Below are 26,415 nucleotides of genomic sequence, written 5' to 3'. Positions count from 1 at the left end.
TCGTTTAAAGACATGTTGTGCCAAGAATGGTATGCATGTCTTTTTTTATTGGAGGTTATTTGAAATAAAACATTATGGAAAATTAATCATCGAAAAAAATATTTTATCTGATGAGAAAATCAGACATATTTCACTTGGTGTGATAAACAAAAAAGGATGTTGGTATTGTATACAGTGTCATACACAAGAGAAACGTCATTTTTACAAATACTTTTCAACATTATTAGATAAAGAAGTTGTGTATTGTAGAAATTGTATCAATTTGGGAAGAATGGATAATATTAATGAAGTATATATTACTGAAACAAATGTAAATATGTCCCAAGGAATATATCATTTACCATTTAAATTGTCAGAACAACAACGTTTTGCTTCAATTAAAATTTTAGAAGCGGTTAAAAATTTAACGTCTATTTTATTATATGCTGTGACAGGCGCAGGTAAGACAGAAATGATTTTTGAAGGTATTAGCTTTGCGAGAAGAGAAGGCTATAATGTTGCGGTTGTATCGCCCAGAGTTGATGTTGTTATAGAAGTGAGTTTGCGTATTAAAGCAGCTTTTCGAGATGAAGCAATAGATGTACTCTATCAAGGTCAGAGACAATGTCATAATGGACACTTTGTGATTGCTACGGTGCATCAATTATATCGATTTAAACATCATTTTGACTTGATTATTGTAGATGAAGTTGATGCATTTCCATTATCAATGGATCCAATACTCTTTGATGTCATAACACATGCTTCAAAAGAACATCATGGCCACATTTATATGACTGCAACGCCGCCGACTAAATTACTTAGAAAAATGAAAGAAGGGTCTATAATAACGCTACCCGCCCGTTTTCATAGGCAACCTTTGCCAGTTCCTCAGTTTAAATATCACAAAATAAAATTTCACAAAATACAACGCTTTCTAATGAAACTATTGAAACAACAAATTGAAGCAGATAGATATACGCTCGTGTTTTTTAATGACATACAGCATATGAAACAAATGTATCATTGTTATAAAACAGAAATAACTTCATTGACCTATGTGCATAGTGAGGATGTACTTCGTTTTGAAAAAGTGAGCGCTTTAAGAAAAGGTGAATATAAAGTTATGTTTACCACTACAATTTTAGAAAGAGGATTTACTATGGCAAACTTAGACGTTATTGTGCTCAATAGTCATATGTTTGAAAGCAGTGCACTTGTTCAAATTGCTGGAAGAGTGGGTCGTAAATTAGAGGCACCATCAGGATTAGTATTATATTTACATGAGGGAATTACGATGGACATGCTTAAAGCACGAAAAGACATTAAGAAAATGAACGCATTAGCGCATAACAGGGGATGGTTAGATATCTAGATGTATTCAATGTCATCATACTTTTTCTGAAGCGTTTAATGCTTTTACATTTTATAAAAAAGCATCTAAATTATGTGAATCATGCATAGAACAATGGGATGATATCAATATTAAACCCCTCAATCGCTGTGTCAGATGTTTAAAGAAATTAGACGAAAATGAGAAGAATTGCTTAGACTGTTTATTTTTAGCAACAAAATATAACTTAATGAATCAGTTATATTGCCAATACCAATATAAAGGTATGTTAAAGACGCTTATTCATCAATATAAATTCAAGAAAGATGTCGCAATCTGTGAAATATTAGCAACACAGCTTCAGTTCCCTAAAATATCATATGATTACATTGTACCTATACCGTCACCGTTAGTTAGAGATAAGGAGCGAACGTTTAATCCCGTGCTGGCCGTGTTAGATGAAATGGGTGTGAATTATGAACCTTTACTATATACACGGGTCCGTCCAAAGCAATCACTTTTAGGAAAACAATTACGCGCGCAAACAAAAAATCCATTTGAAATCGTAAAAAATATAGATTTAGAAAATAAAAATATTTTACTTGTAGATGACATTTACACCACAGGATTAACAGTTCATAATGCCGCAGAGTTGCTGTTTGTTAGAAAAATCAGAAAATTCGATGTGTTTACGTTTGCACGGTAGGAGAAACGTGGTATTATAAGAGTAAGCAATATTACCAATATAGAGGTTTTAAAGGAGTCGATTATTATGATCAGATTTGAAATTCACGGGGAGAACCTCACTATTACTGATGCGATTCGCAACTATATTGAGGAGAAAATTGGTAAATTAGAAAGATATTTTAACGATGTGCCAAATGCAATCGCACACGTTAAAGTAAAAACGTATCAAAATTCGGCAGCAAAAATCGAAGTAACTATTCCATTGAAAAACGTTACTTTAAGAGCTGAAGAACGCCACGATGATTTATACGCTGGTATTGATTTAATTAACGGTAAACTTGAAAGACAAGTTAGAAAATACAAAACGCGTGTAAATCGTAAAAATAGAAATCGTGGAGAACAAGAAGCATTTGCATCATTACCACAAGAAAGTGAAGCAGAAGAAATTCAAAATGATGACAATGAAAGTGATATCGAAATTATTCGTTCAAAAAATTTCAGTTTGAAACCTATGGATTCAGAAGAAGCAGTATTACAAATGGATTTATTAGGACATGATTTCTTTATTTTCACAGATCGTGAAACTGATGGTACGAGTATTGTTTATAAAAGAAGAGATGGAAAATATGGTTTGATTGAAACAACTGAATAATTTGTTTTAATTAAGTCCAATATTAAACTAACCGTAGCGTTCATGATTGAGTTAAATCATGGACGCTCATTTTTTGTTGTGTTACTATGAAATAATTTGAAAGTTAGGTAAGATCTTGTGTATATTTTTATTGGATAAGAGATAAAATAAAAAACGAAAACTATTAATAAATAAAAAATAGCATTAACAAGCGAGAAAACTGTTTAAATGGAAAGTTAATAAGTGTAAATTTAAGCTTATAAATGATATCATAAATTGTTGTAAGCAAAGAGTTAAAAAGCTAAAGGAGCGAACAAAATGGGTTTTTTATCAAAGATTGCAGATGGCAATAAAAAAGAAATAAAACGCCTTGGTAAATTAGCCGACAAAGTCCTTGCGTTAGAAGAGGATACGTCGATATTAACTGATGAAGAAATTAGGGAGAAAACAAAAGTATTTCAAAAACAATTACAAGCAGAAGAAGATATAAAAAAACAATTTAAAATGCTCGATGATATTTTACCGGAAGCCTTTGCGCTCGTAAGGGAAGGTTCAAAACGTGTGTTCAATATGATTCCATATAAAGTTCAGGTTATGGGTGGTATTGCAATTCATGGTGGCGACATTTCTGAGATGAGAACAGGTGAAGGTAAAACGTTAACTGCTACAATGCCAGTTTATTTAAACGCATTGTTAGGTCGTGGTGTGCATGTTATTACAGTAAACGAATATTTATCTAGTACGCAAAGCGAAGAAATGGCAGAACTATATGAATTTCTTGGGTTATCTGTAGGATTAAACATCAACAGTATGACAACAACTGAGAAGCGAGAAGCATACGCAAGTGATATTACGTATAGTACGAATAATGAGTTAGGATTCGATTATTTACGTGATAATATGGTGAACTATGCAGAAGAACGTGTTATGAGACCTTTAAACTTTGCTATCATTGATGAAGTTGACTCAATTTTAATTGATGAAGCACGTACGCCACTGATCATTTCAGGTGAAGCTGAGAAATCGACTTCGCTTTATACACAAGCAAATGTCTTTGCTAAAATGCTTAAAAATGAAGACGACTATAACTACGATGAGAAAACAAAAGCTGTTCAATTAACAGAGCAAGGTATTGATAAAGCAGAACGCATGTTTAAGATTGATAATCTATATGATGTGAATAATGTGGATATTATTAGCCATATTAATACTGCGTTACGTGCACATGTAACATTGCAAAGAGATGTGGATTACATGGTGAATAATGGTGAAGTCTTAATTGTTGACCAATTTACTGGTCGTACAATGCCAGGACGTCGCTTTTCAGAAGGCTTACACCAAGCTATAGAAGCGAAAGAAGGCGTGAAGATTCAAAACGAATCTAAAACAATGGCCTCTATTACATTCCAAAACTATTTCAGAATGTACAACAAACTTTCTGGTATGACAGGAACAGCTAAAACTGAAGAAGAAGAGTTCAGAAACATTTATAATATGACTGTAACTCAAATTCCTACTAACAAACCGATACAACGTGTGGACAAACCAGACTTAATATACATTAGTCAAAAAGGTAAATTTGATGCAGTTGTTGATGATGTTATTGAAAAACATAAACTAGGACAACCTGTACTATTGGGTACAGTTGCAGTTGAAACCAGTGAATATATTTCTAATTTATTGAAAAAACATGGCGTACGTCATGACATTTTAAACGCTAAAAATCATGAACGTGAAGCAGATATAGTTGCTAATGCAGGTCAACGTGGAGCGGTTACTATCGCTACGAACATGGCAGGTAGAGGTACAGATATTAAACTTGGCGCAGGTGTTGAAGAAATTGGCGGCCTTGCAGTAATCGGTACAGAGCGACATGAATCTCGTCGTATTGATGACCAATTACGTGGTCGTGCTGGACGACAAGGTGATAAAGGGGACAGTCGCTTTTACTTATCACTACAGGATGATTTAATGGTACGTTTTGGTTCGGAACGTTTACAAAGTATGATGAATCGTTTAGGTATGGATGATTCTACACCGATAGAATCTAAAATGGTGTCACGTGCTGTTGAATCTGCTCAAAAACGTGTAGAAGGTAATAACTTTGATGCGCGTAAACGTGTACTTGAATATGACGATGTATTACGTAAACAACGTGATATTATCTATGGTGAACGTAACCGTATTATTGATAATGATGAAAGCGGAGATTTAGTAAATGAAATGCTCCATTCTACATTAGATAGAAGCGTTCACTATTATATAAATGAAGATGAAGAAGATTTAGATTACGAGCCATTTATCAACTATATTGATGATGTATTCTTAAATGAAGGTGACTTAAAACTAGAAGATATCAAAGGTAAGGATCAAGAGGATATCATTGATATTGTTTGGTCGAAAGTTGAAGTCGCTTTAAAAGATCAAAAAGAGAAAATTGGTACGCAATTTGATGAATTCGAGCGTATGATTTTACTTCGTTCAATCGATTTACATTGGACAGACCATATAGATACAATGGATCAATTACGTCAAGGTATCCACTTGCGTTCTTATGGTCAACAAAATCCATTACGTGATTATCAAAACGAAGGACACCAACTTTTCGATACAATGATGCAAAACATCGAAGAAGATGTCAGCAAATATATCTTGAAATCAGTAGTTACAGTTGAAGATGACTTAGAACGTGATAAAGCAACAGATTTCGGTAAAGCTGAACACGTATCTGCAGAAGATGGTAAAGAAAAGGCTAAAGCATCGCCTTATGTTAAAGATGAACATATCGGTAGAAACGATCCTTGCCCTTGCGGTAGTGGAAAAAAATATAAAAACTGCCACGGTGCATAATTTGAAAGTGATTTTAAATAAAACCGGAAGTCTTGATAAAGCATATATCAACTTCCGGTTTTTATTTATCAAAATTAAAATTAACTTGTTTTGATAAATAAAAAATAGCGCAGAGTTGTAATTAAACTGCAAACTTTTGTAGAATAGATATATTGAATAAAATGACATAATTTAATAGTAGTATTTCAATCGTACGATAACAGGAGAGATGCAGTGATGGAACTATCAGAAATTAAACGTAATATAGATTATTATAATGAAAAATTAGAGCAACTTAGGGGGTCTCTTTGACTTAGAAGAAAAAGAGACAAATATTCAAGAATACGAAGAAATGATGGCTGATCCTACTTTTTGGGATGATCAAGATAAAGCACAGGAAATTATTGATAAGAATAATGCTTTAAAAACGATTGTAAATGCATATCGAGGATTAGAATCTGAAATAGAAGACATGGAAACTACAAGAGAACTATTATTAGACGATGACGATGATGATATGAAGTCAGATTTGGAACAGAACGTATTAGATTTTAAAGCAAACTTAGATAAGTTTGAACTACAATTATTACTTGATGGTCCATATGATGCGAACGATGCCATTATGGAACTACATCCTGGCGCAGGCGGTACAGAATCACAAGATTGGACAAATATGCTTTTAAGAATGTATCAACGGTATTGTGAACAGAAAGGGTTTAAAGTTGAGATTGCAGATTACCTACCTGGTGATGAAGCGGGCGTTAAAAGCGTTACATTAATTGTTAAAGGTCATAATGCCTACGGTTATTTGAAAGCTGAAAAAGGCGTGCATCGACTTGTCCGTATTTCACCGTTTGATTCGTCAGGACGTAGACATACGTCATTCGCTTCTTGTGATGTTATACCGCAATTCAATAATACAGAAATTGAAATTGATATCAATCCAGATGATATTAATGTTGATACATTTAGAGCGTCTGGTGCAGGTGGTCAACATATTAATAAAACAGAATCAGCAATTAGAATTACCCATCAACCTACAGGCATTGTAGTAAACAACCAAAATGAGCGCTCTCAAATTAAGAACAGAGAAGCTGCAATGAAAACATTGAAAGCTAAGTTATATCAATTAAAAATTGAGGAACAAGAGCAAGAAATGGCAGAAATTCGTGGCGAGCAAAAAGAAATTGGCTGGGGAAGTCAAATAAGATCTTATGTTTTTCATCCTTATGCAATGGTTAAAGATCATAGAACAAATGAAGAATCAGGTAAGGTAGATGCAGTTATGGACGGAGATATAAGTCCATTTATAGAAGCATACTTACGTAGTCAAATGGATCATTCAGAAAGTTAAACAAATGAAAATTAGAAATCTCGTCGTTAGTATTTAAACTAGTGACGAGATTTTTTGTTTTTTTAAGAATGAATAAAAGCATGTAAAATGCAATTTTAAATATTACACGTTAGATTTGGATGATGTATGTATATAGCCTCTATAAGGTTGTAATATCAATGTTTTAAGCGCTATTTAAGATAATTGAATTGACCCATATTAAGTATCAATTGTCTATTACATTACAGTATAATAACAACCGCAAAAGACGAAATGTTTTATGCTATATTATGATTGATTAAAATTTAAGACAGTAAAGGGTTGAACATGTAATGAAGAAGGGATTAACATTTTCTGTAACATCGGCAGCATTGTTTTTTGGTTTTAATGGTATTGCTTCAGCAGACCAAATTCACACAGTAAAAGAAGATGCTAAATTATCTGATATAGCGCATGCATTTGCCACAACAACAAATGAAATTCAGTCATTAAATCAATTGAATGAAAGAGTAACTGTACAAGCAGGAGAACAATTAGTACTTCCAGACAAAGATATAGTAGAAATAAAACAAGGAGATACAGTTTTAAATATTGCTGAAAAATATCAACTTAATTTAGAACAAATTTATCAGTTAAACCCAAATCTAGGTGAAGTTATTTACCCAGGCCAATTAGTGGCAGTATCTGAAAAGGGTTCAGCACATTTAAATAACCAGCTTCATAGTATATTTAACGAACAACAAGTACAGAATGAAACAAGAGAAGGTAATGATGTTCGAGTAACATCAAATAACCTTGTACCAACGACACAACATACTTGGAATTACGTGGAAAAAGAAGCAGCAAATAATCAAAATGAAAGCAAACAAATGTATTCTAGTCAATATAAACCAACACAAGTCGCTTCAAATGGTAGTAATTATTATAATTGGGGACAATGCACATATTATGCATTTGATCGCCGTCAACAATTAGGAAAATCAGTAGGCAACCTTTGGGGTAATGCGAATAATTGGGCTTCAGCAGCCAGTAATAGTGGCTACAAAGTTAACCATACACCTGAAGTGGGAGCGATTATACAAAGTAATGCTGGTAACTATGGCCACGTAGGTGTTGTAGAACGTAAAAACCCAGATGGCTCAATTGTAGTATCAGAAATGAATTGGCAAGGTGTAGGACAAAAATCTTATAGAACGATTCACAACACTGGTCAATATAATTATATTCATTAGCAAATCATAAATTGGTATATACCTACAATACCATCTGAATACCTAAAGAAAAGGTGCTTAATAGTGAGATTATATTAGAGGTAAGTTTTGCTGAGTATAATAAATGGTACATCATAGAACCACTCCTGCATGTTTTGGAGTGGTTCTATGTTTATAGATCAATGTATTTAAATAATATCATTAATAAGGTAATGGGAGAGAAATATAATTTTTCTAATAATATTTCGTAGTATATGCCCAGCCAATTACTGTCAAAATAACAACGGAGGCTGAGATATAAGTTTATGTACTAGACACCCCATAAATTGAATTAGTTAAATTCAATTACATTGATAAGACATTTTGATTGTTGAATGATATTATAAAATTAAGTATAATCATTCATTAAACAAACTAGGAGGCGATGTCATGGGAGTACATCAATATTTTAAACGCTTGTCTGATTTAGAAAAATTAATTAGATTACCGGGAAAATTTAAATACTTTGAGCATAATGTCGCTGCGCATTCATTTAAGGTGACAAAAATTGCACAATATTTGGCTACAGTAGAGGAATACCATGGTAATGAAGTAGATTGGAAAAGTTTATATGAAAAGGCGTTAAACCACGATTTTGCTGAAATTTTTACGGGTGATATTAAAACACCAGTTAAATACGCAAGTGGCGAATTAAAAAAACTTTTCTCACAAGTAGAGGAAGAAATGGTAGATCATTTTATAAATGAAGAAATTCCAGAAGCCTACCAAGATATATATCGAGAAAGACTTCAAGAAGGTAAAGATGACTCATTAGAAGGTCAGATACTTTCTGTAGCTGACAAAATAGATTTATTATATGAAACGTTTGGAGAAATACAAAAGCGTAACCCCGAACAACTATTTTTTGAAATATATGAGATGTCCTTAGAAACGATTATGCAATTTGATCATCTAAGTTCGGTACAAGATTTTATAGATAATATTATTCCAGAAATGTTAACGGAAAAATTCATCCCAAGATCAGAATTACGTGAAACAACAATGGCTATTTTAAATAATAGAAATGGGTGAAGTGAATGATTTGGTATGTGCTCGCATCCTTTTTCCCATGTATTTTCGTGGTATTTTTCAGCGTGCTAACACGAAGTAAATGGGTAGGAACGATTTTAACATTAATTATAATAGGTGCATCCGTTCAAAAAGGTTTTTTTCATAATGAATGGATCATTTTTATAGATGTCGCCTCATTGCTAGCTGGTTACCTTATTATCGATCAATTAGAATTTCATAAAAAAGAAGATGACTGAGTAATAAGTGTTAAGCAACTTAATTGCTATAGTTAAATATGCATTTTATAATTGTATAACTTCAACAATATAGTTTATTTTAGGATAAACAAATACAACTTAGGCAAACATGGTGACAGAACTATGTTTGTTTTTCTTTATATACAGCAAGATAAAAGCGAACAAATGTTTGTTTTTTCATTTGTAAATCTGTTAAAATATGTAACGAGAATATGAATCTGCAAACTTGATGCAGACACACAGCAACAGTGGTATATACATTTTAAACATAGACACATCAGGTATGTTCGTATCATTAGAAATTATATAGGAGGCATGTGTCACTATGGAACATCATCAATTTAAATTACAATCTGATTTTACACCTCAGGGTGATCAACCAGATGCGATAAAGAAAATAGTTGAAGGCGTTAATGAGGGCAAACGTCATCAAACCTTACTCGGTGCGACAGGTACAGGTAAAACCTTTACGATGAGTAATGTTATTAAACAAGTAGGCAAACCCACACTCATTATCGCCCACAATAAGACATTAGCGGGTCAATTATATAGTGAGTTTAAAGAATTCTTTCCAGAAAATAGAGTAGAATACTTTGTTAGTTATTATGATTACTATCAACCAGAGGCATATGTGCCATCAACTGATACATTTATTGAAAAAGATGCTTCAATAAATGATGAAATTGACCAATTACGACATTCAGCGACAAGTTCACTTTTTGAAAGAGACGATGTCATTATTATTGCGAGTGTCAGTTGTATATACGGTTTAGGTAATCCAGAAGAATATCGAGATTTAGTAGTCAGTGTTCGCGCTGGTATGGAAATGGACAGAAGTGAACTTTTAAAAAAATTAGTAGACGTTCAATATTCGAGAAATGATATTGATTTTAGACGTGGTACATTTCGTGTAAGGGGAGATGTAGTTGAAATTTTCCCTGCTTCGAGAGAAGAAATGTGTATTCGTGTAGAATTTTTTGGTGATGAAATTGATCGTATCCGTGAAGTAAATTATTTAACGGGTGAAGTTTTGAGAGAGCGCGATCACTTTGTGATTTTTCCAGCATCCCACTTCGTAACACGTGAAGAGAAAATGAAATCTGCAATACAAAGAATTGAAAATGAACTAGAAGAACGCTTAACAGAATTACGCTCAGAAAATAAATTATTAGAGGCACAACGACTAGAACAACGTACGAATTATGATTTAGAAATGATGCGAGAAATGGGCTTCTGTTCTGGTATTGAAAACTACTCTGTGCATTTAACACTAAGACCAATGGGTTCAACGCCATATACGTTGTTAGATTATTTTGGCGATGATTGGCTTGTAATGGTTGATGAATCACATGTGACATTACCTCAGATTAGGGGTATGTATAATGGAGACCGTGCACGTAAACAAGTGCTTGTAGATCATGGTTTCCGTTTGCCGAGCGCTTTGGATAATAGACCTTTAAAATTTGAAGAATTCGAAGAAAAAACCAATCAACTCGTTTATGTATCTGCTACACCTGGTCCATTTGAGTTAGAACATACAGATGAAATGGTACAACAAATTATTCGTCCAACAGGTCTATTAGATCCTGAGATTGAAGTGCGACCAACGGAAAAACAAATTGACGATTTAATAAGTGAAATCCATGAGCGCATTGAACGTAATGAACGTGTGCTAGTTACAACATTAACTAAAAAAATGAGTGAAGATTTAACTACTTATTTAAAAGAAGCTGGCGTTAAGGTCAATTACCTACATTCAGAAATTAAAACATTGGAGCGTATAGAAATTATTCGTGATTTACGTATGGGAACTTATGATGTCATTGTTGGAATTAACTTATTAAGAGAGGGTATCGATATACCAGAAGTATCTCTTGTTGTTATTCTTGATGCTGATAAAGAAGGTTTCTTACGTTCACATAGATCACTTGTTCAAACAAGTGGACGTGCAGCACGTAATAGTCGCGGTGAAGTTATTATGTACGGTGACAAGATTACAGATTCCATGCGTTATGCCATTGATGAGACAGAGCGACGTCGTACAATTCAAAAAGCATATAACGAAAAACATAATATTACGCCTACTACGATTAATAAGAAAATTCATGATGTTATTAGTGCAACTGTCGAAAATGATGAAACAAATGAACAACAACAAACTGAAGTACCTAAGAAAATGACGAAAAAAGAACGCGAAAAAACAATCGCAAATATAGAAAAAGAAATGAAACAAGCAGCTAAAGATTTAGATTTCGAAAAAGCAACAGAGCTTAGAGATATGTTGTTTGAATTAAAAGCAGAAGGGTGACAAATATGAAACAACCATCCATTGTAGTAAAAGGGGCTCGTGCCCATAATTTAAAAGGTGTAGATATTGAAATACCGAAAGATAAACTCATCGTGATGACGGGACTGTCTGGATCAGGAAAATCTTCACTTGCCTTTGATACAATATATGCTGAGGGTCAGCGTAGATATGTAGAGTCATTAAGTGCTTATGCAAGACAATTTTTAGGTCAAATGGATAAACCAGATGTTGATACGATTGAAGGTTTATCACCTGCGATATCAATTGACCAAAAGACTACAAGTAAAAATCCAAGATCAACTGTAGCGACAGTAACTGAAATATATGACTATATACGGTTGCTCTACGCACGTATAGGCAAACCATTTTGCCCCAATCATGGTATTGAAATAGAATCGCAAACTGTACAACAAATGGTAGACCAAGTGATGCAACTTGAAGAGCGTTCTAAAATCCAACTATTGGCTCCTGTGGTTTCTCATAGAAAAGGTGCACAAGAAAAACTCATAGACGACATTAGCAAAAAAGGCTATGTACGTGTACGTGTTGATGGTGAAATTATGGATGTAAACGAAGTGCCAAATTTAGATAAAAATAAAAATCATACTATCGAAGTCGTAATAGATCGCTTGGTGGTTAAAGCAGGTATTGAAGGACGTCTTGCTGATTCTATAGAAACTGCGATTAGACTTGCTGAAGGTACATTAATCGTTGATATAATTGGGGGAGAAGAATTAAAATTCTCGGAAAACCATGCTTGTCCGATATGTGGTTTTTCAATTGGTGAACTAGAACCTCGTATGTTCAGTTTTAACAGCCCCTTTGGTGCATGTCCAACATGTGATGGTTTAGGATTGAAATTAAAAGTAGATTTAGATTTAGTGGTTCCTGATACAAACAAAACTTTAAATGAAGGTGCAATCATAGCTTGGGAATCTTCAAGTTCTGATTTTTATCCAACATTATTAAATCGTGTTTGTGAAGTATATAAAATTAATATGGATAAACCATTTAAAAAATTAACAGATAGACAACAAGATATCATTTTAAACGGTTCTAAAGGTAAAGAAATTGAGTTCACTTTTAAACAACGCAATGGTCAAACACGTAAACGAACAATGGAATTTGAAGGTGTGCTTAATAATATTAATCGTCGTTATCATGACTCACCATCTGAACTTGTTAGAGAGATGATGAGTAAATATATGACTGAGCTACCTTGTGAAACTTGTAATGGTAAACGTTTAAGCCGTGAAGCGTTATCTGTATATGTTTCTGGTCAGAATATTGGTGAAGTTGTTGAACATTCAATTAAAGATGCTTTGCATATGTATGAACATATTGAATTGTCAGATCAAGATAGAAAAATTGCAGATCAAATATTAAAGGAAATTAACTCACGTTTAGAATTTTTATACAACGTTGGTTTAGAATATTTAACACTCAATCGTGCATCAGGATCATTATCAGGTGGGGAAGCGCAGCGAATTCGTCTTGCTACACAAATTGGTTCTAGACTGTCAGGTGTACTTTACGTGTTAGATGAGCCTTCTATCGGACTTCACCAAAGAGATAATGATCGACTTATAAGTACATTAAAAGAAATGCGTGACTTAGGTAATACTTTGATCGTTGTAGAACACGATGAAGATACAATGCGTGCGGCTGATTATTTGGTTGATGTAGGCCCAGGTGCAGGTGAACATGGTGGCGAAATTGTCGCGAGTGGTACACCTAAACAAGTAATGAATCAGAAAAAATCACTCACTGGTCAATATTTAAGCGGGAAAAAACTGATAGAAGTACCTGAGGAACGCCGTGAAATAACTGATCGTAAAGTCAGTGTTAAAGGCGCAAGAAGTAATAACTTAAAAGATATCGATGTAGATTTTCCATTATCAACAATGACAGTAGTTACAGGTGTTTCTGGTTCAGGTAAGAGTACGTTAGTTAATGAAGTGCTGTATAAATCATTAGCAAAACACATTAATAAATCAAAAGTAAAACCAGGTGATTGTGACGAAATTCAAGGAATAGAAGAACTTGAACGTATAATCGATATTGATCAATCACCTATTGGAAGAACACCGAGATCAAATCCAGCAACTTATACAGGCGTATTCGATAATATTAGGGATATCTTCGCGCAAACAAACGAATCTAAAGTAAGAGGATATACTAAAGGCCGTTTTAGCTTTAATGTGAAAGGCGGTCGTTGTGAAGCTTGTAGAGGTGACGGTATTATAAAAATTGAAATGCATTTCTTACCAGATGTGTATGTACCGTGTGAAATTTGTGGTGGTTCTAGATACAATAGAGAAACGCTAGAAGTCACGTATAAAGGTAAAAACATTGCAGATATTTTAGCAATGACAGCTGAAGAAGCGACTAATTTCTTTGAAAAAGTACCAAAAATTCATCGTAAATTGAAAACATTAGTTGATGTTGGACTAGGATACGTTACGCTCGGACAACAAGCAACAACACTTTCTGGTGGGGAAGCACAACGTGTTAAACTCGCATCTGAATTGCATAAACGTTCTACAGGTCGCTCGATCTATATTCTTGATGAACCAACGACTGGTTTACATGTTGATGATATTGGTCGATTATTAAAAGTACTCAATAAACTAGTGGAAAATGGTGATACTGTGGTTATTATTGAGCATAATTTAGATGTTATTAAAATGGCAGATCATATTATTGACTTAGGTCCAGAAGGTGGCGATGGGGGCGGTACGCTTGTAGCTACCGGTACGCCAGAACAAATTGCAGAAGTAAAAGAAAGTTATACAGGACAATACTTAAAGCCTGTGCTAGAAAGAGATACAGTAAAATAAACAATATAAGTATGTAACTCCACTCAAAAAGGCTGGAACATAAGTATAAATGGCTCTCTTCAAGGTAAGTACTTTAACGTGCAAACTTTGAAGGGGGTATTTTTGTATTTATTACCAACAAATACCTAGAAAATGATTTGTAGTAAATTAAATGAATAAATTGAAAATATAATCAGTCACTGGTGTGTGATATCGTTTATAATTGATATAATGATAGATATTATAGATATGTGTTGAATTATCGATCTTCTACACTTTTTGATATGGATTATCATTTCTTTTTGATATGATAATATCATATTGCAAATGTAAGAGAAATATTGATAGAGGTGAACTATGTTAACTACCAAGAGTTTAGTAGACCGCTTTGAACTTGATCTTATTGTTGGAGAAGCAGGTTTAAACAAACAAATTAAAAATACAGATATTTCAAGACCAGGTTTGGAAATGGCAGGTTATTTTTCTCACTATGCTTCTGACCGTATTCAATTATTAGGTACGACGGAATTATCTTTTTATAACTTATTACCAGATGAAGAACGTAAAGGTCGTATGAGAAAGTTATGTCGTCCAGATACACCAGCGATTATTGTGACGAGAGATTTAGAACCACCAGAGGAACTTATCGCTGCAGCAAAAGAACTCGACACGCCTTTAATTGCGTCGACGATTGCTACTACACAATTAATGAGTCGTTTAACTACATTTTTAGAACATGAACTAGCACGAACAACATCACTGCATGGAGTACTTGTCGACGTTTATGGTGTAGGTGTACTGATTACTGGTGATTCTGGAATCGGTAAAAGTGAAACGGCATTAGAATTAATAAAACGTGGTCATAGATTAGTAGCAGATGATAATGTGGAAATTAGAGAAATTAGTAAAGACGAATTGATTGGGAGAGCACCTAAATTAATAGAACATTTATTAGAAATTAGAGGCTTAGGTATCATTAATGTTATGACATTATTTGGTGCAGGTTCGATTTTAACTGAAAAACGATTGCGTTTAAATATTCATTTAGAAAACTGGCATAAAGACAAATTATATGATCGAGTCGGCTTAAATGAAGAAAAATTACGTATCTTAGATACTGAAATTACGAAAAAAACAATTCCTGTACGACCTGGACGTAACGTAGCGGTTATTATTGAAGTTGCGGCAATGAATTACCGACTGAATATTATGGGCATCAATACAGCAGAAGAGTTTAATGATCGCTTAAATGCTGAAATATTACGAAATGGTAGCAATAGTGAGGAGAAATAGGTAATGATGACATTAAATTATATCAATCCAATTGCACTTGAGCTTGGGCCTATTTCAGTACGTTGGTACGGAATTATTATCGCTGTTGGGATACTCTTGGGTTATTTTATTGCTCAAGAAGGTGTGAAACGAATTGGCTTTGATACAGATACATTAGTTGATATCATTTTTTGGAGTGCAATATTTGGATTTATTATGGCGAGACTTTATTTTGTTGTATTCCAGTGGCCGTATTATATTCAAAACCCAATTGAAATTCCGATGATATGGAACGGTGGTATTGCAATACACGGTGGCTTAATAGGTGGATTTGTTACAGGGATTATCATCTGTAAACAAAAAAATATTAATCCGTTTCAAATTGGTGATGTCATTGCACCAAGTATGATTTTAGGCCAAGGTATTGGAAGATGGGGCAACTTTATGAATCATGAAGCTCATGGCGGTCCTGTTTCAAGAACATTCTTAGAAAACTTACATATTCCAGATTTTATTATTAATAATATGTATATTAATGGCAAATACTACCAGCCAACATTCTTATATGAATCTATTTGGGACATTTTAGGCTTTGTTATACTAATCTTGCTTAGAAAACATTTACGTATAGGAGATACTTTCTGTCTATATTTGATATGGTATTCAATCGGCAGATTTTTCGTAGAAGGCATGCGTACAGATAGCTTGATGTTAACTAGTGATATTCGAGTAGCGCAGTTAATGTCTATTATACTGATTATAGTAGGTATTGTGATTATGATTATAAGAAGAGTGAAATATAACGCACCAAGATATAAAGATGTTGGTCCGTTAACTTGGTCAAATCAAAAAGTGAAGTGATAAAATATCATGCGTAATTTAAAAAAGGTTAAAGTTAAAGGCAATAACCCACTTTGGCATATGTATCGTTATATTAGATACATTAAAATATTTAAACAAACGATAATTATTGAAATTTGCAGGTATTTGCCTCACGTGAAATTAAAACATTGGGCGTATCGCAATTTATTGAAAATGAATATTGGTAAAAACACAGCATTTGCTTTTAAAGTAGTTCCCGATTTATTATACCCAGAGTATATTTCCATAGGGGAAAATTGTGTGATTGGTTATAATACTACAATTTTGACTCATGAATTTCTCGTTGATGAATTTCGAACGGGGCGTGTCCAAATTGGTGATAATACTTTAATTGGCGCGAATGTTACAATATTACCAGGTGTAAGCATAGGATCAAATGTTAAAGTCGGAGCGGGTGCTGTTATTTCAAAAGACATACCTGATTCGGCATTAGCATATGGAAATCCCATGCAAATAAGAACTTAATTAATATTTAGGAGGTGATAATGGATGGCGCATAACGGCAAAGTAATACCAATGAAATTAGATAGTCAATTTTATAAAAAATTGGGAGACCAAAAATTTCTGCACCAAGATTATAAAAAGGCAGCAGAATATTATGGCAAAGTGCTGGATATGTCACCTCAAGATTTTGATGTAAAAGTAAAATACGCGGAATGTCTTGTGAATATAGGACTAAGTGGTAAAGCAGAGCATCTATTTTATGAAAGTATTGCGCAACAAGAGTTAGTAGAAGAAAGTTATTATCAGCTTAGTCAATTAAACATTACATTAAATGAAGCAAATAAAGCATTTTTATTTGGTATAAATTATGTCACGATGTCTAACGATGAAGATTATAAAGAAGAACTTGAAGAAATGTTTGAAGTTTCTTATAATTCAGCTGAAAAAATAGAGATAGAAAGTCAGCTATTTGCAGTACAACTTATTTTCCAATACCTATTTTCTCAGGGAAGATTACCCGAAGCACGAACATTTATCTTAAATCAAAACGATGAAATTCAAGAACATCGCGTAGTGCGTAATTTACTTGCAATGTGTTATTTATACATGAATGAATATGACATTGCTAAAGAAATGTTTGAGCGATTGCTTAGTGAAGATAATACGGATGTACATGCATTATGTCATTATACTTTATTACTTTATAATACGAATGATAAAGAAAAATACCAACGCTATTTAAAAATTTTAAATAAAGTCATGCCGATGAATGATGATGAATCATTTAAGCTAGGCATCGTTTTATGTTACTTGAAACAATATGAAGCTTCGCAAAAAATATTACAGCCACTTTATAGAAAAGGAAAATTCCTTTCCATCCAAATGTACAATGCGTTAAGTTATAATAGTTACTATTTAAACAATATTGAGGATAGTAAATATTATTGGTCGAAGTTGCAAGATATGACTAAAGTAGATGTAGGTTATGCACCTTGGGTTATTGCAGAGAGTAAAATGTATTTCGATGAACAAGTATTACCATTATTACTCCATGACGATAGCCATCATAGGTTATATGGTATTTTCTTATTAAACCAGTTAAAGGGACGCGAAGTGCTTTTGACACAAGAAATTTGGGCAGTTCTAGAATCTATGGAAGATTACGAAAAGCTATATCTTACGTATATTATTCAAGATTTAAAATTAAACAAATTAGATTTCATTCATAGAGGCTTATTGATGTTGTATGGTGTGAAATCATTGAAAAATAATGAGGATTTATTTATTGTATGGATTGATCAAGCAGAAGCAATTATATCTGAAAAAGTAGATTTAACAAATGTAAATGAATATATTGCAGCATTTGTGTATATGTATTATCGTAATGCTGATAGTAAAATAACAAAACAACAAGTAATCGAATGGTTTGATATATCTTCTTACCGTTTAAATAAAACGATAGATTATTTAGTGAGCATATAAGTTTAAGAAATGCAAGAAATCATATATACTGCGCATAATGAATTATTAAACAGGAGGCAATTTAAATGGCTGAACAAGTGGATTTTGATGTGGCAATTATAGGTGCCGGACCAGCAGGAATGACTGCTGCAGTTTATGCATCACGTGCTAATTTAAGCACAGTAATGATTGAACGTGGTATGCCAGGTGGACAAATGGCAAACACAGAAGAAGTTGAGAACTTCCCAGGATTTGAAATGGTAACAGGTCCGGACTTATCAACGAAAATGTTTGAACATGCGAAAAAATTTGGTGCTAAATATCAATATGGCGATATCAAATCTATAGAAGATAAAGGTACTCATAAAGTGATTAACCTTGGTAATAGTGAAATTACAGCTCGCGCCGTAATCATTTCAACAGGTGCAGAATACAAAAAAATTGGTGTACCTGGTGAACAAGAACTTGGCGGTCGTGGCGTAAGTTATTGTGCCGTATGTGATGGAGCATTCTTTAAAGGTAAGAAATTATTTGTTATTGGTGGCGGAGACTCAGCCGTAGAAGAAGGAACATTCCTTACAAAATTTGCTGATAGCGTAACGATTGTTCACCGTAGAGATGAATTACGTGCTCAAAAAATCTTACAAGATCGTGCATTTAAAAATGATAAAATTGATTTTATTTGGAGTCACACTTTAAAAACAATTAATGACAAAGATGGCAAAGTTGGTTCGGTAACATTAGAATCTACAAAGGATGGCACAGAACAAACACTAGATGGCGATGGCGTATTTGTGTACATTGGTATGAAACCATTAACAATACCTTTCCAAGATTTAGGTATTACTAATGAAGTTGGCTACATTTTAACGAATGAAGACATGAGTACAAGTGTACCTGGTATATATGCAGCAGGCGACGTACGTGAAAAAGGGTTACGTCAAATTGTCACTGCAACTGGTGATGGAAGTATTGCTGCACAAAGTGCCATTGCATATATCGAGCATTTACACGATACAATTGAAGCATAAATAAATTGAATCATTGATGGGATAAAGTCATAGATTATAAAATATCATAGATAAATTCAGTCATAGCTAGAATGTCATACTTACGATCTATAGTAAGTTATAACATTCTAGCTTTTTTACATAATGAAACAACTATAGCGTTATAATATTGATAGATAAAGCTACTACCTTAGTCGTTTTTCATGTAAAATATAATGTGATAATATTAACTCGTTAGACTTATATTGAGAAAAATGAAAGATATTGTATAAATGCCAATATAAATAAGCTATTAACAGCGTAGAACTAATTTTGCGATTAAAATAATCAATGGATGGTGTAAAGAGATGCAACGAGAAGAAAAAGAAATAGTAAAGAGTGAATTGTTGGTTGTAACTGGTTTGTCAGGCGCCGGAAAATCTGTGGTCATTCAGAGTTTAGAAGACATTGGATATTTCTGTGTAGATAATTTACCACCGATTCTTTTACCAAAATTTGTAGAATTGATGGGGCAAGGAAATCCTTCTTTACAAAAAGTAGCGATTGCTATTGATTTAAGAGGTAAGGAACTATTTAAATCTTTAATTAAAGAAATGGATCAAATTAAGAGTAATTCAGATGTTATTGTTGATTTAATGTTCTTGGAAGCATCGAATGAAAAACTGATTTCTCGTTATAAAGAAACACGTCGTGCACATCCTTTAAATGAAAAAGGTCAACGTTCATTAATTGAAGCTATTGAAGAAGAACGTGAGTTGTTGACTGAAATACAAAGTTTAGCGAATTATACGATTGATACATCGCAAATGACACCGAAAGAATTGCGCAAACGTATGGGAGATTATTTTAATCAAAGTAACTATCAAACATTTAATATTAATGTAATTAGCTTTGGTTTTAAACATGGTATACAAATAGATGCGGATCTTGTATTTGATGTAAGATTTTTACCTAATCCACACTATGTTGATGAGTTGAGACCATTAACTGGCGAAGATGAAGCAGTATATAAATATGTAATGAAATGGAAAGAAACAAACATTTTTTATGAAAAATTAATGGATTTATTGAAATTTATGATACCAGGATATAAAAAAGAAGGAAAATCTCAACTTGTTATTGCAATAGGTTGTACTGGTGGCCAACATCGTTCTGTCGCACTAGCCAAACGTATCGGAGCAGAACTCAGGGAGAGTTTTGACTATAATGTGTATGTACAACATAGGGATGCACATGTCGAAAGTGGCGTGAAACAAAAAAATGAAAAGAATTAAACTTGTACTTATAGGTGGAGGTACGGGTTTATCCGTTTTAGCACGTGGTTTAAAGGGTTATCCGATCGATATTACGACGATTGTCACAGTAGCTGATGATGGTGGTAGTACGGGTAAAATACGAAGCGAAATGGATATACCTGCTCCAGGAGATATACGAAACGTTATTTCGGCATTAAGTGAAACAGAATCAACAATAGAACAATTGTTTCAATATCGTTTTAAAGAAAACCAAGTCGAAGGTCATTCTTTAGGTAATCTACTCATTGCTGCATTAACCAACATCAATAACGATTTTGGACATGCAGTGAAAGAACTAAGTCAAATTTTAAATATTAGAGGACGTGTTATTCCTTCTACCAATACGAGTGTACGTTTAAATGCGGTGATGGAAGATGGAGAAATTGTATATGGCGAATCTAATATTCCAAAAAAGAATAAAAAGATTAAACGTGTATTTTTAGAACCAGAAGATGTTGAGCCAATGGAAGAAGCAGTTGAAGCAATAGAAGAGGCAGATTTAATCGTATTAGGCCCTGGCTCACTTTATACGAGTGTGATTTCTAATCTATGCGTGAAGGGTATTTCTAATGCACTGCTAGGTGGAGATGTTCCTAAATTATATGTTTCAAATGTTATGACACAACCAGGTGAAACAAATAGTTACACTGCAATCGATCATGTGAACGCAATACATGATCATGTTGGTCAGAACTTTATCAATTATTCTATCTGTAGCACCCAATCATTTACTGAAGATGTGTTAAAGCGCTATATGGAAGATGGAGCATCACCAGTGAAATGTAATATGGATCATATGGAAGAACAAAATATTAAAGTATTTACACATCCTAATTTAGTAGAGGTTTCTGAAGAATACTACGTGCGTCATAATACTGAAGTATTATCTAAAATGATTTATGAAATAGCTATGAGAGAAACTGACACGATTGAATTTACGCGTGAGAAAGAAAATGATAAATAATAACTAAGTGATGTCATTTAGTTAAAGAAGGGACTGATTAATCTATGAGCTTTGCATCCGAGATGAAAAATGAACTGACTAGAATAGAAGTAGATGAAGAGAATGCAAAAGCAGAGCTCAGTGCGCTTATTCGTATGAATGGTGCACTCAGTCTTTCCAACCAACAATTTGTTATTAACGTACAAACCGAAAATGCTACTACGGCAAGACGTATATATTCGTTAATTAAAAAAGTATTTAATGTTGAAGTGGAACTACTTGTGAGAAAGAAAATGAAATTAAAAAAGAACAATATTTATATCTGTCGTATTAAAGTACGTGCCAGAGAAATATTGGATGAATTAGGTATTTTAAAAAGTGGTGTCTTCACGCACGAAATTGATGAAGCATTGATTCATGATGATGAAATGAGAAGAAGTTATTTACGTGGTGCTTTTCTTGCTGGTGGCTCTGTAAACAATCCAGAAACGTCATCTTATCATTTAGAAATATTTTCATTATATGAAGATCATTCTGAAGGTATAACGCAGTTAATGAATAAATATGAATTGAATGCAAAGCACCTCGAACGAAAAAAAGGTAGTATTGCCTATTTAAAAGAAGCGGAAAAAATTTCTGATTTCTTAAGTTTAATCGGGGGATATCAAGCACTTTTGAAATTTGAGGATGTTCGTATCGTACGTGATATGAGAAACTCTGTTAACAGATTGGTGAATTGTGAAACTGCTAATTTGAATAAAACAGTAAGCGCTGCTATGAAACATGTAGAAAGTATTCGTTTAATTGACCAAGAAATTGGTCTGGATAATTTACCTGAAAGATTACGTGAAATTGCAAAACTCAGAGTAGAGCACCAAGAAGTGTCTCTTAAAGAATTAGGAGAAATGATGACTTCTGGCAATATATCTAAATCTGGTGTGAATCATCGATTAAGAAAGTTGAATGAAATGGCGGATAAATTGAGAACTGGCGAACCAATTGAACTGAAATAATATACTTTACAGTTTTATATTTTACCTTGGACTCTTCAATTCTGCCTTCGAGAAATATTAGTGGCATTATTAAAAATAAATCTAGTCATACGTGAATTAGTTATGCTAGTATTATTATAAAATAATTGTATAATTTAGTTTTGATTATTAACACCTCTATAAAGAGGTGTTTTTTTATATAATTAATACAATTTGTGATGCGTAATAGCAATAGAATTATGCTTAAACCCTATTGTTGTTGGAGTCGAAGGAGTGAGTTAATGTCAAAACTGTTTAATAAGCATTCTAAAAATATTATTCTTTGTATAATAGGTACGTTTATTAACGCAATAGGTGTCAATTGTTTTTTACTTGGATCTAACTTAGGAGACGGGGGCACTGTCGGTATATCTTTAGCACTATTATATTCATTTGGATTGTCGCCGGCTTGGACATCATTAATTATCAATACGCTCGTTGTATTCATTGGTTGGAAATTTTTGAGTAAAACAACTGCAGTCTATACAGTTATAGCAAATACGTCACTTTCACTGTTCTTACATTGAACTGAAAATATAAATCTTGGTGTGGATAATTTCGTGATTAATGCTGTGTTTGGTGGGGCTATTATCGGTATTGGTGGAGGTTTAGTTATTGCGACAGGTAGTACACTTGGAGGCACATCAGTTATAGCTAAGATAATTAATAAATACTCAGAAATTAAAACATCGCAAGGCATCTTTGTGTTGGATGCACTCGTCGTTCTATCTTTTTTGATGGTACTTCCTTTACAAAATGTGTTATTTACAATCATTATGCTATTTGTAACCGAAAGAGCGACATCGTTTATCATAGAAGGATTTAATCCTAAAAAAGCAGTTACGATTATATCAAGTAAAAGTGAAACAATTAGCGATAAAATTAATGCTTTTACAGGAAGAGGCTCTACGATATTAACTGGTAAGGGCGGCTATGCTAAGAGTGAGACGCATATGCTATACGTGGTAGTGCCACAGTCTCAAGTGACGAGAGTGAAAAAGCTTGTTAACGAAGAAGATGAAAACGCCTTTTTAGTAATCCATGATGTGAGAGATGTTTTAGGTAGTACTTTTATAAATGTAAAATAAATTTATAAAAGTATTGATTTAAAAAAGAGAAACAATTGTCTTGCATAGATTTTTAGCATATTATAGACTACATAGATTACTAGATATATTGAAAAAGGGTATATGGTAAAAGTGGTTAATGAGTTGAGTGTTTTTAAATAAAAAATAAAACCCGATACCATAGATATATAACCTATGGTATCGGGTGATGTTTAGAAAATCTTATTCAAGTCCCCTCGAAGGGAATCGAACCCCCATTTTAAGAACCGGAATCTTACGTGTTATCCATTACACTACGAGGGGTTAAAAAACACGCTAATACAAGTGTACAAATCTTAGAAGTAACGGTCAATAAGAATAATGTAAGTTTCGTGAAATTTCGAGCTTTAATTTTTGACCATATTTGACTTTTGAGTTAAAATAAATTTATCAATTAGAAATGAGGAGGCAATATTAATGAATTTAATACCTACAGTAATTGAAACAACAAACCGTGGGGAACGTGCATATGACATTTACTCACGTTTATTAAAAGACCGTATTATTATGTTAGGTTCACAAATCGATGATAATGTAGCAAACTCTATTGTTTCACAATTATTATTCCTACAAGCACAAGATGCTGAAAAAGATATCTATCTTTATATCAATTCGCCAGGCGGAAGTGTGACGGCTGGATTTGCAATTTATGATACAATTCAACACATTAAACCAGATGTACAAACAATCTGTATTGGTATGGCTGCCTCAATGGGTTCATTCCTACTTGCAGCAGGAGCAAAAGGTAAACGTTTTGCTTTACCAAATGCTGAAGTAATGATTCACCAACCACTTGGTGGTGCGCAAGGTCAAGCAACAGAAATTGAAATTGCTGCGAATCATATTCTTAAGACACGTGCTAAATTAAACCAAATTTTAGCAGAGCGTACTGGTCAGTCAATTGAAAAAATTGAAAAAGATACAGATCGTGATAATTTCTTATCAGCTGAAGAAGCTAAAGAATACGGTCTAGTTGACCAAGTTATGGTTCCTGAAGCATAACGCTAAAATTAATATAAAAGCTTAATTAAAAAAGACAAGCCACATCATGTGGCTTGTCTTTTTTAATTATTATTCTACTAAATCTTCTAAAGCTATTTTTAAATCTGGATATTTAAATTTAAAGTCTATAGCCTGTAATTTATTTGGAATTACTTTTTGTGTGTCCAATACAACTGTAGACATTTGGCCTAAAGCTAATCTTAAGGCTAATGCTGGTACCCAAGTGAAATGGGGACGATGTGTGACGCGTGCCAATGTATAGCCAAATAAATTTTGATGTTCAACAATAGGCGCTGTAAAGTTGAAAACGCCATGTGCATTTCCGTTGTTAATTGTATAGAGTATGGCTCTTGTTAAATCATCTAAATGAATCCAAGAATACCATTGTCTACCTGAACCGAGTTTACCACCAAGGTAAAATTCATATGGTAGTTTCATCAAAGGTAAGGCGCCTCCATCTTCTGCTAGGATCATGCCAAATCTACCAATCACAACACGTGTGCCTAATGATTCAAACTGACGTGCGCGACGTTCCCATTGGTAAACTACTTCTGATAAGAAATCAAAAGGGAGCGATTTATATAATTCTGTATAAGTTCGATCGTAATCTGGCTTGTAATAACCAACTGCACTCGCATTAAAGAATACTGAAGGTTTTTGTTTGCGGTTTTTAAACAAGTCGAATAATGCTTGCGTAGACTGTAAGCGGCTCAACATAATTGCTTGTTTATGTTCTTTTGTCCAACGTTTCATTAAGCTTGCACCTGCAAGGTTAATAACGATGTCAATATCAGGAATTTGAGATTCCCAATTCGTTTTAGACCAATTAACGTATGTTATTTTTGGGTGTGAAGTTGATTTGTCTTGTCTAGTAAGAATTGTTATATGCGCGTCACTTTGCTTGATAGCTTCAACGAGTTGGGTACCAACCATACCTGTGCCACCTGTTATTAAATAGTGTTTCATTATATCACCTCATAAAATAGTAATGCTTTAGACTGTAATGATTAAAAAACGACTCAAGCTAAATTTTTCTGACATAATTCTTTCGAAAATTGTTCAAGAATATGTCATTTAGTCATCTTAAGAAGTATTTAAAATAATATTGGATACCGTTATAATAAGGGTACCTTCGATATTAATTAATCATCTCTTAATTATTTCGAGTATACCCCATAATATACTAACGAAGGTAAAATTTTGACTCCCTTTAGTAGTGGCCTATGCGATTATCGTATAGGCCTATATTTATATGCTAACGTAATTAAAGATTTATAACTATCTTTTTATTTATAAATTGCTTATATAAACGTATCCCTAATAAATTTTTTAATGCTTTACTATTAGATGAAAAGAAATATTAGACTGAAAATAACTAATAGAAGGAAAATAATAAAACTAAAGAAAAGATTACGTTTCTTGGAAGTAGGCTTTGGTTCATAGTTGTCATTTTCAACCATCATTTGACGAAGGCCTTTTTTGTTAGGGTGACCCTGCTGCTCAAAATCATTTAATAAATCATGTTTATTCAT

Annotated in this window: 21 protein-coding genes, 1 tRNA gene and 1 pseudogene; 20 read left to right on the top strand and 3 right to left on the bottom strand. The window is 33.3% G+C overall.

The window, feature by feature from the left end; all coding sequences use genetic code 11:
* The first annotated feature begins 31 nt into the window (after window positions 1-31).
* The 19 genes and pseudogenes from SOJ_RS11505 to SOJ_RS11415 all read left to right on the top strand — a co-directional run bounded on the left by SOJ_RS11505 (window position 32) and on the right by SOJ_RS11415 (window position 23,863).
* Window positions 32-1,354, top strand: a complete 1,323-nt coding sequence (locus SOJ_RS11505; RefSeq protein ID WP_002508280.1) for a DNA/RNA helicase — start codon at window positions 32-34, stop codon at window positions 1,352-1,354.
* Entirely contained in the window at window positions 1,347-2,018 is a 672-nt protein-coding gene (locus tag SOJ_RS11500) for a ComF family protein (protein ID WP_037539602.1), read from the top strand. The genes SOJ_RS11505 and SOJ_RS11500 overlap by 8 nt, the downstream gene beginning before the upstream one ends.
* Window positions 2,019-2,084: 66 nt before the next feature.
* On the top strand, window positions 2,085-2,651 hold the full coding sequence (hpf, locus tag SOJ_RS11495) for a ribosome hibernation-promoting factor, HPF/YfiA family (protein ID WP_002508278.1): 567 nt from the start codon (window positions 2,085-2,087) through the stop codon (window positions 2,649-2,651).
* Between the two features lie 297 nt (window positions 2,652-2,948).
* Window positions 2,949-5,480, top strand: coding sequence for a preprotein translocase subunit SecA (gene secA / locus SOJ_RS11490; protein ID WP_002508277.1), 2,532 nt, complete (start codon window positions 2,949-2,951; stop codon window positions 5,478-5,480).
* 216 nt (window positions 5,481-5,696) lie between these two features.
* Window positions 5,697-6,813, top strand: a protein-coding gene (gene prfB / locus SOJ_RS11485) for a peptide chain release factor 2 (protein ID WP_103170440.1) whose coding sequence is annotated in 2 segments (ribosomal slippage) — window positions 5,697-5,768 and window positions 5,770-6,813 — 1,116 coding nt in all. Because the reading frame shifts where the segments join, the coding sequence is not laid out codon by codon here.
* 311 nt (window positions 6,814-7,124) lie between these two features.
* Window positions 7,125-8,024 (top strand): COG3942 and LysM peptidoglycan-binding domain-containing protein, encoded by a 900-nt coding sequence (locus SOJ_RS11480; RefSeq protein WP_002508275.1) that lies wholly within the window; start codon window positions 7,125-7,127, stop codon window positions 8,022-8,024.
* A gap of 408 nt (window positions 8,025-8,432) precedes the next feature.
* Window positions 8,433-9,074 (top strand): YfbR-like 5'-deoxynucleotidase, encoded by a 642-nt coding sequence (locus tag SOJ_RS11475; protein WP_002508274.1) that lies wholly within the window; start codon window positions 8,433-8,435, stop codon window positions 9,072-9,074.
* A gap of 5 nt (window positions 9,075-9,079) precedes the next feature.
* Window positions 9,080-9,310, top strand: a complete 231-nt coding sequence (locus SOJ_RS11470; RefSeq protein ID WP_002508273.1) for a CsbA family protein — start codon at window positions 9,080-9,082, stop codon at window positions 9,308-9,310.
* Between the two features lie 325 nt (window positions 9,311-9,635).
* On the top strand, window positions 9,636-11,618 hold the full coding sequence (uvrB, locus tag SOJ_RS11465; RefSeq protein ID WP_002508272.1) for an excinuclease ABC subunit UvrB: 1,983 nt from the start codon (window positions 9,636-9,638) through the stop codon (window positions 11,616-11,618).
* Between the two features lie 5 nt (window positions 11,619-11,623).
* Window positions 11,624-14,458, top strand: coding sequence for an excinuclease ABC subunit UvrA (gene uvrA / locus SOJ_RS11460; protein ID WP_002508271.1), 2,835 nt, complete (start codon window positions 11,624-11,626; stop codon window positions 14,456-14,458).
* 336 nt (window positions 14,459-14,794) lie between these two features.
* Window positions 14,795-15,730, top strand: coding sequence for an HPr(Ser) kinase/phosphatase (gene hprK / locus SOJ_RS11455; RefSeq protein WP_002508270.1), 936 nt, complete (start codon window positions 14,795-14,797; stop codon window positions 15,728-15,730).
* Window positions 15,731-15,733: 3 nt separating this feature from the next.
* Window positions 15,734-16,570 (top strand): prolipoprotein diacylglyceryl transferase, encoded by an 837-nt coding sequence (lgt, locus tag SOJ_RS11450; protein WP_002508269.1) that lies wholly within the window; start codon window positions 15,734-15,736, stop codon window positions 16,568-16,570.
* Window positions 16,571-16,579: 9 nt separating this feature from the next.
* Complete coding sequence (locus SOJ_RS11445) at window positions 16,580-17,056, top strand: acyltransferase (protein WP_002508268.1); 477 nt, start codon at window positions 16,580-16,582, stop codon at window positions 17,054-17,056.
* A 24-nt stretch (window positions 17,057-17,080) separates the two neighbouring features.
* Window positions 17,081-18,517 (top strand): tetratricopeptide repeat protein, encoded by a 1,437-nt coding sequence (locus tag SOJ_RS11440; RefSeq protein ID WP_002508267.1) that lies wholly within the window; start codon window positions 17,081-17,083, stop codon window positions 18,515-18,517.
* Between the two features lie 65 nt (window positions 18,518-18,582).
* Window positions 18,583-19,527, top strand: a complete 945-nt coding sequence (trxB, locus tag SOJ_RS11435) for a thioredoxin-disulfide reductase (protein ID WP_002508266.1) — start codon at window positions 18,583-18,585, stop codon at window positions 19,525-19,527.
* A 326-nt stretch (window positions 19,528-19,853) separates the two neighbouring features.
* Window positions 19,854-20,780 carry an RNase adapter RapZ gene (gene rapZ, locus SOJ_RS11430; protein WP_002508265.1) on the top strand — a complete coding sequence of 309 codons (927 nt, stop codon included), beginning with the start codon at window positions 19,854-19,856 and terminating at the stop codon, window positions 20,778-20,780.
* Window positions 20,767-21,765 carry a gluconeogenesis factor YvcK family protein gene (locus SOJ_RS11425; RefSeq protein WP_002508264.1) on the top strand — a complete coding sequence of 333 codons (999 nt, stop codon included), beginning with the start codon at window positions 20,767-20,769 and terminating at the stop codon, window positions 21,763-21,765. Before rapZ ends, SOJ_RS11425 begins: the two co-directional genes overlap by 14 nt.
* Window positions 21,766-21,809: 44 nt before the next feature.
* The gene (whiA, locus tag SOJ_RS11420) at window positions 21,810-22,757 is read left to right on the top strand and encodes a DNA-binding protein WhiA (protein ID WP_002512107.1); all 948 of its coding nucleotides are present in this window, start codon (window positions 21,810-21,812) and stop codon (window positions 22,755-22,757) included.
* A 260-nt stretch (window positions 22,758-23,017) separates the two neighbouring features.
* A pseudogene (locus tag SOJ_RS11415) lies at window positions 23,018-23,863 on the top strand (YitT family protein).
* A gap of 210 nt (window positions 23,864-24,073) precedes the next feature.
* On the opposite strand, the gene SOJ_RS11410 reads toward SOJ_RS11415, so the two are convergent.
* Window positions 24,074-24,145: transfer RNA gene (locus SOJ_RS11410), tRNA-Arg, on the bottom strand.
* 153 nt (window positions 24,146-24,298) lie between these two features.
* Between SOJ_RS11410 and clpP the strand changes: the two genes are divergently transcribed.
* The gene (gene clpP, locus SOJ_RS11405; RefSeq protein WP_002508260.1) at window positions 24,299-24,883 is read left to right on the top strand and encodes an ATP-dependent Clp endopeptidase proteolytic subunit ClpP; all 585 of its coding nucleotides are present in this window, start codon (window positions 24,299-24,301) and stop codon (window positions 24,881-24,883) included.
* 69 nt (window positions 24,884-24,952) lie between these two features.
* On the opposite strand, the gene SOJ_RS11400 is transcribed toward clpP, so the two are convergent.
* Both SOJ_RS11400 and SOJ_RS11395 read right to left on the bottom strand, forming a co-directional pair.
* Complete coding sequence (locus tag SOJ_RS11400) at window positions 24,953-25,849, bottom strand: TIGR01777 family oxidoreductase (protein WP_002508259.1); 897 nt, start codon at window positions 25,847-25,849, stop codon at window positions 24,953-24,955.
* A 377-nt stretch (window positions 25,850-26,226) separates the two neighbouring features.
* The gene (locus SOJ_RS11395) at window positions 26,227-26,415 is read right to left on the bottom strand and encodes a hypothetical protein (protein WP_002512176.1); all 189 of its coding nucleotides are present in this window, start codon (window positions 26,413-26,415) and stop codon (window positions 26,227-26,229) included.

Source organism: Staphylococcus sp. OJ82 (assembly GCF_000294465.1).
GTDB classification, from domain to species: domain Bacteria; phylum Bacillota; class Bacilli; order Staphylococcales; family Staphylococcaceae; genus Staphylococcus; species Staphylococcus equorum.
The sequence above is the reverse complement of the archived record's forward strand: the minus strand, read 5'-3'. Positions and strand labels throughout refer to the sequence as shown.

Bases quoted from the DNA above. Each gene is read 5' to 3' on its own strand.
- SOJ_RS11475 (WP_002508274.1), top strand. From the start codon at position 8,433: ATGGGAGTACATCAATATTTTAAACGCTTGTCTGATTTAGAAAAATTA.
- SOJ_RS11470 (WP_002508273.1), top strand. From the start codon at position 9,080: ATGATTTGGTATGTGCTCGCATCCTTTTTCCCATGTATTTTCGTGGTA.
- SOJ_RS11400 (WP_002508259.1), bottom strand. From the start codon at position 25,849: ATGAAACACTATTTAATAACAGGTGGCACAGGTATGGTTGGTACCCAA.
- SOJ_RS11505 (WP_002508280.1), top strand. From the start codon at position 32: ATGCATGTCTTTTTTTATTGGAGGTTATTTGAAATAAAACATTATGGA.
- SOJ_RS11480 (WP_002508275.1), top strand. From the start codon at position 7,125: ATGAAGAAGGGATTAACATTTTCTGTAACATCGGCAGCATTGTTTTTT.
- lgt (WP_002508269.1), top strand. From the start codon at position 15,734: ATGATGACATTAAATTATATCAATCCAATTGCACTTGAGCTTGGGCCT.
- hpf (WP_002508278.1), top strand. From the start codon at position 2,085: ATGATCAGATTTGAAATTCACGGGGAGAACCTCACTATTACTGATGCG.
- clpP (WP_002508260.1), top strand. From the start codon at position 24,299: ATGAATTTAATACCTACAGTAATTGAAACAACAAACCGTGGGGAACGT.
- rapZ (WP_002508265.1), top strand. From the start codon at position 19,854: ATGCAACGAGAAGAAAAAGAAATAGTAAAGAGTGAATTGTTGGTTGTA.
- hprK (WP_002508270.1), top strand. From the start codon at position 14,795: ATGTTAACTACCAAGAGTTTAGTAGACCGCTTTGAACTTGATCTTATT.
- SOJ_RS11425 (WP_002508264.1), top strand. From the start codon at position 20,767: ATGAAAAGAATTAAACTTGTACTTATAGGTGGAGGTACGGGTTTATCC.
- whiA (WP_002512107.1), top strand. From the start codon at position 21,810: ATGAGCTTTGCATCCGAGATGAAAAATGAACTGACTAGAATAGAAGTA.
- SOJ_RS11395 (WP_002512176.1), bottom strand. From the start codon at position 26,415: ATGAATAAACATGATTTATTAAATGATTTTGAGCAGCAGGGTCACCCT.
- trxB (WP_002508266.1), top strand. From the start codon at position 18,583: ATGGCTGAACAAGTGGATTTTGATGTGGCAATTATAGGTGCCGGACCA.
- SOJ_RS11440 (WP_002508267.1), top strand. From the start codon at position 17,081: ATGGCGCATAACGGCAAAGTAATACCAATGAAATTAGATAGTCAATTT.
- uvrA (WP_002508271.1), top strand. From the start codon at position 11,624: ATGAAACAACCATCCATTGTAGTAAAAGGGGCTCGTGCCCATAATTTA.
- uvrB (WP_002508272.1), top strand. From the start codon at position 9,636: ATGGAACATCATCAATTTAAATTACAATCTGATTTTACACCTCAGGGT.
- SOJ_RS11445 (WP_002508268.1), top strand. From the start codon at position 16,580: ATGCGTAATTTAAAAAAGGTTAAAGTTAAAGGCAATAACCCACTTTGG.
- secA (WP_002508277.1), top strand. From the start codon at position 2,949: ATGGGTTTTTTATCAAAGATTGCAGATGGCAATAAAAAAGAAATAAAA.